The organism is Roseateles sp., assembly GCF_049240545.1.
Classification (GTDB): domain Bacteria; phylum Pseudomonadota; class Gammaproteobacteria; order Burkholderiales; family Burkholderiaceae_C; genus Paucibacter_A.
On record NZ_JBMLSK010000031.1, the window covers coordinates 1 to 5,926 of the forward strand.

8 protein-coding genes are annotated in these 5,926 nt (G+C 60.3%); 5 read left to right on the top strand and 3 right to left on the bottom strand.

What is annotated here, in order from left to right:
* Positions 1–225 precede the first annotated feature (225 nt).
* The 3 genes from ACOVRJ_RS01625 to ACOVRJ_RS01635 all read right to left on the bottom strand — a co-directional run bounded on the left by ACOVRJ_RS01625 (position 226) and on the right by ACOVRJ_RS01635 (position 1,571).
* On the bottom strand, positions 226–849 hold the full coding sequence (locus ACOVRJ_RS01625; RefSeq protein WP_422042166.1) for a hypothetical protein: 624 nt from the start codon (positions 847–849) through the stop codon (positions 226–228).
* Positions 850–1,021: 172 nt separating this feature from the next.
* Positions 1,022–1,297 (bottom strand): BrnA antitoxin family protein, encoded by a 276-nt coding sequence (locus ACOVRJ_RS01630; protein ID WP_422042167.1) that lies wholly within the window; start codon positions 1,295–1,297, stop codon positions 1,022–1,024.
* Positions 1,290–1,571: a BrnT family toxin gene (locus ACOVRJ_RS01635; protein WP_422042168.1), complete on the bottom strand. Its 282-nt coding sequence runs from the start codon at positions 1,569–1,571 to the stop codon at positions 1,290–1,292. Before ACOVRJ_RS01635 ends, ACOVRJ_RS01630 begins: the two co-directional genes overlap by 8 nt.
* Before the next feature lie 242 nt (positions 1,572–1,813).
* Between ACOVRJ_RS01635 and ACOVRJ_RS01640 the strand changes: the two genes are divergently transcribed.
* From ACOVRJ_RS01640 to ACOVRJ_RS01660, 5 genes are all read left to right on the top strand, one after another.
* Positions 1,814–2,539, top strand: coding sequence for a Crp/Fnr family transcriptional regulator (locus ACOVRJ_RS01640; RefSeq protein WP_422042169.1), 726 nt, complete (start codon positions 1,814–1,816; stop codon positions 2,537–2,539).
* Positions 2,540–2,648: 109 nt separating this feature from the next.
* Positions 2,649–3,638 carry a Bug family tripartite tricarboxylate transporter substrate binding protein gene (locus ACOVRJ_RS01645; protein ID WP_422042170.1) on the top strand — a complete coding sequence of 330 codons (990 nt, stop codon included), beginning with the start codon at positions 2,649–2,651 and terminating at the stop codon, positions 3,636–3,638.
* A gap of 3 nt (positions 3,639–3,641) precedes the next feature.
* Positions 3,642–5,042 (top strand): allophanate hydrolase, encoded by a 1,401-nt coding sequence (locus tag ACOVRJ_RS01650; protein WP_422042171.1) that lies wholly within the window; start codon positions 3,642–3,644, stop codon positions 5,040–5,042.
* 8 nt (positions 5,043–5,050) lie between these two features.
* Positions 5,051–5,620 carry an amino acid synthesis family protein gene (locus ACOVRJ_RS01655; protein WP_422042172.1) on the top strand — a complete coding sequence of 190 codons (570 nt, stop codon included), beginning with the start codon at positions 5,051–5,053 and terminating at the stop codon, positions 5,618–5,620.
* 41 nt (positions 5,621–5,661) lie between these two features.
* Positions 5,662–5,926: amidohydrolase family protein (locus tag ACOVRJ_RS01660; protein ID WP_422042173.1), on the top strand; the 265-nt coding region annotated here is incomplete at its 3' end.

Here is a 5,926-nt window from a genome sequence, read left to right on the forward strand (position 1 = left end):
GGCTGCGGTCTGGTCGTCGGGCTTTGGGGGGCGTTTGAATTTCCTATGCGCGAAGTGGCTCAGAAACTCAGGGATCGACATGCCGTGCTGGAACTGGATCTGGTGGCTGGACATCAGGACTCTCCATCAACAGGAGAGCTCAGATTACGGGCTCAGTGGCTCACTGGACGAGCCTGCTGAAGCAGGTTTCTAATCAGGAAAAAATATACCGAGAACTTTAATATATCACTCTAAATACTTATTTAAATGAAATTCATATTCATAATCGAAATTCGTAGAACCAAAATTCTCGAGAGAGCCATCGATCATCTTGAACGTTATGCCCTCAGAACCAGCAACATACGAAGAGATATGCTGACAAGACAAACTTCTCTCTAGTCGACCAGTCTGCTTGTGTACTTTTTTTCCAGACAACTCACTCAGTAGCGTCTTATCAAGCCTGTGCTCGCTAATTAATCCACGCTGCGCGTTAGCAGTCTCATCAAAGGTTATTTTTCGTTCGGCTTGGTTTTCATTAATACAATATAACAAATCCGTTAGAATTTGTTTATCTATCGAGTCCCCACTATAGCTGCGCTTTGAAAAGAATAGCTCAGACTCTGTTAGATTCTCTCGCAATCCTTGCATAAGAACTTCGACTACGTCGCGCCTTTGATCCCTCAAACGCAGGGGGAAAGTCAATAACTCTAAATCAGTAGCATGGCGATTCACACGCATTTTATAAAACTTCGCCGCTTCGGCAATCGCGAAATCAACACATCGACCACCGCGAACGAATATGAACTTTTCCTTAGTCCAGACGTAGAGAAAAAGTTTACTGGGCGATAAGGCCACCTGCGGGTATTTCATAATTAATTTTTTTGACAATCAAATTTAGCTTTCAGATGAGATTTCATATTATTTTATCAACATCAAAGATACCTTTATTGCCAACAATGAATTTCGTATTGGATGATACAACAAATGACCTAAATACTATACGACAAAATGATCGCATCATTTGGCCAATTCCTGTTGGAACTCACTGCGTGCGTTCAAAAAGTTCCTCTCGAAGAACTTTCCGTAGAACGGCTACGGTCAAAGGCTTATCGTTCGATGTCACCTTCCGCCGAGGGGGTACCAAAACAGCACGAAGCACACTGTTAATCATGGTCTGGTATCCGGTGCCCTCCTCCTCCGCCTTGGCACGGAAGTGCTCGAGCACGTCGTCATCCAGCATGATCGTGATGCGGGTCTTGCCCTTTGAGGGTATGACCGCCCCTCGCTTGGCGTTCGAGAAGTCGTAGTCCTTACGCACTGTATTGCTCCGATTCGCCTCTGCTGGCCTTGCGCGCTGAGATCAGGCGGGTTGCGCTTGCGCGCGGGGTGTGAACCACGACGAGTACGCGACCCAAAGCGTCCATGCCCAGGGTGACGAAGCGTTGCTCCCCTTCGGAGTCAGGGTCATCCACGGTGAGGGCCATGGGGTCGCGAAGTGCCTGCTCCGCGTGTGCGAAGCTCACCTTGTGCTTGTGCAGGTTCGCTCTGGCCTTGACGGGATCGAACTCGATGTCCACCGTCATAGTATGCATGACATATGCATAAAGAACAAAACGGAGGTGGCGATCAGACCTTGATGAGCATCCGCATCGCCTCCTCGCCTTCGATGCGACAGCCAGACCGCCTCACACCAACCCCTCAAACATCCACACCTCCACCGGCTCGCCCGCCGCCACCATCCAGAGCTTTCGCCAGCAGCACCGCACAAGAGTAAGCGCAACGTGTAACCCGAGACAGCCTGACAGGCTGCACCGCCGGATAACATGGCCCCGCGATGGTTGCCACAGCCAAGATCCGGCATCGAACGACGGCCCAGTTGCAGCAGACCACGCTGCTTGCCGCCGAGGCCGCCGCCGCCGCGGTCCCGCCCAATCTCCTGGCACGCCTAAGCGAGCCGTCTCGGCAGGCTGTCCTGGAGCTCGGCCGCCGGCGCGACTACGCCGCCGGTGATGTGCTGTTCCGGCAGGGTGATCACCACGACGGCGTCTTTCTCATTGATGAAGGACTGGTGCGGTCGTGCTACCTGTCCGAAGACGGTCGTGAGCTGACCCTCGGCTTCTGGACGGCCGGTCACTATGTGGGTGCGCCACAGATGTTCGGCGGCGGCCGCCATGCGTGGACGTCGGTGGCCGAGACCGCGACCCGCTGCCTTTGGTTGCCTGGCCCCCAGTTGCGCACATTGGCGCAGGAATGGCCCGACCTGGCGCTGGCGCTCATCGACGCGCTGGTCCACAAGTCGCAGTGCTATTGCGCGCTGCTGCAGCTGTTGGCGACACAGTCCATGCGCGTGCGTCTGGCACGACTCCTGGCCATGCTCGCGGCGCGCGAGGTGGGCTCATGCACCAAGCTCAGCCATCGTGACATGGCCAGCATGATCGGATCGACGCGTCAGTGGGTCTCGCAAACCCTGGCCCGCTTTGCCGAGGAAGGCTTGATCGAAAAGGAGCCCGACGGCAGTATCCACGTGACGCAGCCGCTGCGGCTCACCGAACTGCGCTGAAGGCTCGCGTTTTGCCATCCTGCGGCAATTAGTTGCTGCCCCGCAGCCTGCTGCCGCAGGATACTTATCGGGAGCGGGGGTGTTCCTGCGGTAATCAAGAGGTGGTCCCATGCTGGTTCCAGTTCGATCCATTCGGAGGCGTGTTTGGTGTGTCGCAGCCTTGGCACTGGCGTTACCTGGCGCAGTCGCCTGGGCCCAGGACTTCCCCACACGATCCATCACCCTGGTCGTCCCCTACCCACCCGGCAGCGCCACGGACATCCTGGCCCGTCTGCTGGCGCCCAAGCTTTCGGAGTCCACCAAGCAAAACGTGATTGTGGAAAACCGTGGCGGCGCCTCCACGAACTTGGGCACCGAGCACGTAGCGCGCGCGGCGCCGGACGGCTACACCGTCCTGATTCAGGCACCCAACATCGCCACCAATGATTTCGCGTTCAAGAACCTGCGTTGGAAGCGCGATGACTTCGCACCGGTAAGCGTGCTGGTGCGCTGGTCCAATGTCTTGCTGGCCGGCCCGTCAGCCCCTGTGCGCGACTTCAAGCAGCTGGCTGCGGCCAGCAAGGCCAACCCGGCCGGCTATAACTATGGCTCGCCCGGTGTGGGCTCGCTGTCGCATCTGGCGATCGAGATTCTTAAGCAACGCGGCCACATGACCATCCAGCATGTGTCTTTCACAGGTCCGGGTCCCATGATGACCAGCCTGCTTGGCGGGCACATCCAGTACGGCGCCACCAATCCCGCCAACTTCATGTCGCACATCCGCGAAGGCAAGCACCGACTGACCCCCTTGGCGGTGCTGGGCTCACAGCGTGAACCCGCTTTGCCCGATGTGCCGACGCTCGCGGAACTGGGTATCACTGGCCTCGAGTCTTATGGGTGGCTCGGCGTGCTGGTGCCGGCGCGCACACCCCCGCCGGTGGTGGCCAGGTTGAACGCCGAGTTCTTGAAGGCTCTGAGGGCACCCGACGTGCAAGAGCGGTTGAAGGCCAGCTTCCTCGAACCCTGGGGCAGCACGCCCGAGGAGTTCGGCCGCTTCATCGAATCCGAACACAAGAAGTGGGGCGACGCCGCCCGGGCTGCCGGCATCCAGCCGGAGTAAACAATGACCGAAGGCCTGGGGCTCGCGACGTTGTCCCTGCGGGCCACTACATTGAGCGCGGCCTACCGACGAGGCGCTGTCGACCCTGTCGATGTGGTGGACGAGGTGCTGCGCCGCATGGCTGCACGCGGAGCCGATCACGTCTGGGTGCAGACCGTCGATCCAGCCCGCCTGCGCGCGCAGGCCCAGGCCCTGCGTGAACGCCGGGCCGACATCCACAGCCTGCCCCTGTACGGCCTGCCCTTCGGTGTCAAGGACAACGTTGATGTTGCCGACATACCCACCACTTGCGGCTGCGCAGGTTTCGACCGCTACCCCAAGGCGTCTGCCACAGCGGTGCAGCGCGCGTTGGACGCCGGAGCGCTGTTCGTAGGCAAGCAGACTTTGGACCAGTTCGCCACCGGCTTGAATGGCACGCGGACGATTGGCAGTCATTGCTTGAACGTGTTCAACCCCGAAGTCATCCCAGGCGGCTCCAGTTCCGGCTCGGGTGTCGCCGTCGCAGCAGGATTGGTCAGTTTTTCGTTGGGCTCGGACACCGGCGGCTCGGGTCGCGTGCCGGCCGCAATGAACAACATCGTCGGCTTGCGGCCCACGGTGGGACTCGTCAGCAGCCGGGGTCTGGTCTACAACAACCGTCAGTTCGACTGCATACCGGTGTTCGCTCACGGAGTTGAGGACGCCTACCAGGTGCTGGAGACCATCGCCGCCTTTGATGGCGGCGACCCCATCAGCCGCCCGGACGCTGACCAGATTGCGCTCGACGTGCGGCCAGTGGCGCACTTTCGCTTCGCCATTCCGGATCGGCTGGAATGGTTCGGCGACACGCATTCGCCAGCGTGTTTCGCACAAGCCGTCCAACGGCTGCAGGCCTTGGGAGGCGAGTTGCGCGAGATCGATTTTTCACCCTATCTCGAAGCGGGGGCACTCATCTTTGACAGCGCTTTCGTCGCCGAACGTGCCGCCAGCTACGGTGAGGTGCTCGATAGGCTGCCTCAGGCCCTTGTGCCCGGCGTGGCCGGCATCCTGCGGCGTGCAAGTAGCCACACTGCAATAGATGCTTTCAAGGCGCAGCACCGGCTACTGGAGCTGCGGCAAAAGTTTGAGAGTCAACTGGCGGGTATTGATGTTCTGGTAACGCCCACGGTCGCCCGCCCCTTCCGGGTTGATGAGATGCTGGCGATGCCGATCGAGCGCAATGCTGAAGTCGGCTACTACACCTATGGCGTTGGGCCACTGGACCTATGTGCCTTGGCCCTGCCCGCGGCCCTGCGGCCGGACGGCCTGCCCTTTGGCGTGTCCCTGGTTGGCCGTGCCGGGTCCGATGGGTGGCTGCGTTCGCTGGGCCGCCAATTCGAGGCTGCCACCGCTATCCCTCCAGGTGCGCCCGGCGCCAACGCCTGACCCACGGCATGACGATCGATCACACCATGACCCTCAGTCCGCGAAAGATCGTGGTCGTCAAGGAGACCGTACTGGCGGAAGCCGGTTCGCCAGCGGTACGTACCGTGACACGGGCAGCAGTGCTTCTGGTGATCGCCAACCCCATGGCAGGTCGGTTCGTAAGCGACCTGTCGGCATTGATTGATCTCGGTCCGCTGTTGGCCGAACGCTGGCTGCCCCAGGGGGTGGCCCAGCTTGAAGGCCCGGTCGTGGCCTACGGCAAGGCCGCCGTCGTCGGCGTGCACGGCGATATCGAACACGCTGCTGCCGTGCTGCACCCCAAGTTGGGTAAGGCCATGCGCCTGGCCGTAGGCGGTGGCGAAGCCATCATCCCGTCGACGGCCAAAGTTGCCAGCGCAGGTGTGCGCATCGACGTGCCCCTGGGCCACAAGGACAACGTCTGGAGTTTCAACGAACTCGACACCTTCACGCTGGGGGTGGAGGACGCGCCACGGCCCGACGAGATTCTCGTGGTGATGGCCGTCAGCGACGGCGGTCGTCCCGACCCCCGCGTCGGTGCCGGACGCCTGGCGGTCTGACCTCTCACTCACCATCCCCAAGCGGCAGGAATACCGAACAGATGAGCGTACAAACCTTCATCGAACACGGCACGGTCATCGCCTGGCGGGGTGGACGGCAGGAGGTGTTGCGGGACGCTCTTGTCGTCTTTGCAGGTCAGACCATCGAGTACGTTGGACCCGAGGACGGTCGGCCACGCGAAGAGGGGAGCGTCCGCATCGACGCCCGCGGGCGCCTCGTGATTCCCGGGCTCGTCAATACGCACCTGCACGCCACCGACACGCTCTTCACCAAGGGCTATCTTGAAGAGGCCAGCAATCTCAGCG

Excerpts from the sequence above, each read along its gene's own strand:
- ACOVRJ_RS01625 (WP_422042166.1), bottom strand. The coding sequence starts at position 849 with ATGAAATACCCGCAGGTGGCCTTATCGCCCAGTAAACTTTTTCTCTAC.
- ACOVRJ_RS01635 (WP_422042168.1), bottom strand. The coding sequence starts at position 1,571 with ATGCATACTATGACGGTGGACATCGAGTTCGATCCCGTCAAGGCCAGA.
- ACOVRJ_RS01640 (WP_422042169.1), top strand. The coding sequence starts at position 1,814 with ATGGTTGCCACAGCCAAGATCCGGCATCGAACGACGGCCCAGTTGCAG.
- ACOVRJ_RS01645 (WP_422042170.1), top strand. The coding sequence starts at position 2,649 with ATGCTGGTTCCAGTTCGATCCATTCGGAGGCGTGTTTGGTGTGTCGCA.
- ACOVRJ_RS01650 (WP_422042171.1), top strand. The coding sequence starts at position 3,642 with ATGACCGAAGGCCTGGGGCTCGCGACGTTGTCCCTGCGGGCCACTACA.
- ACOVRJ_RS01655 (WP_422042172.1), top strand. The coding sequence starts at position 5,051 with ATGACGATCGATCACACCATGACCCTCAGTCCGCGAAAGATCGTGGTC.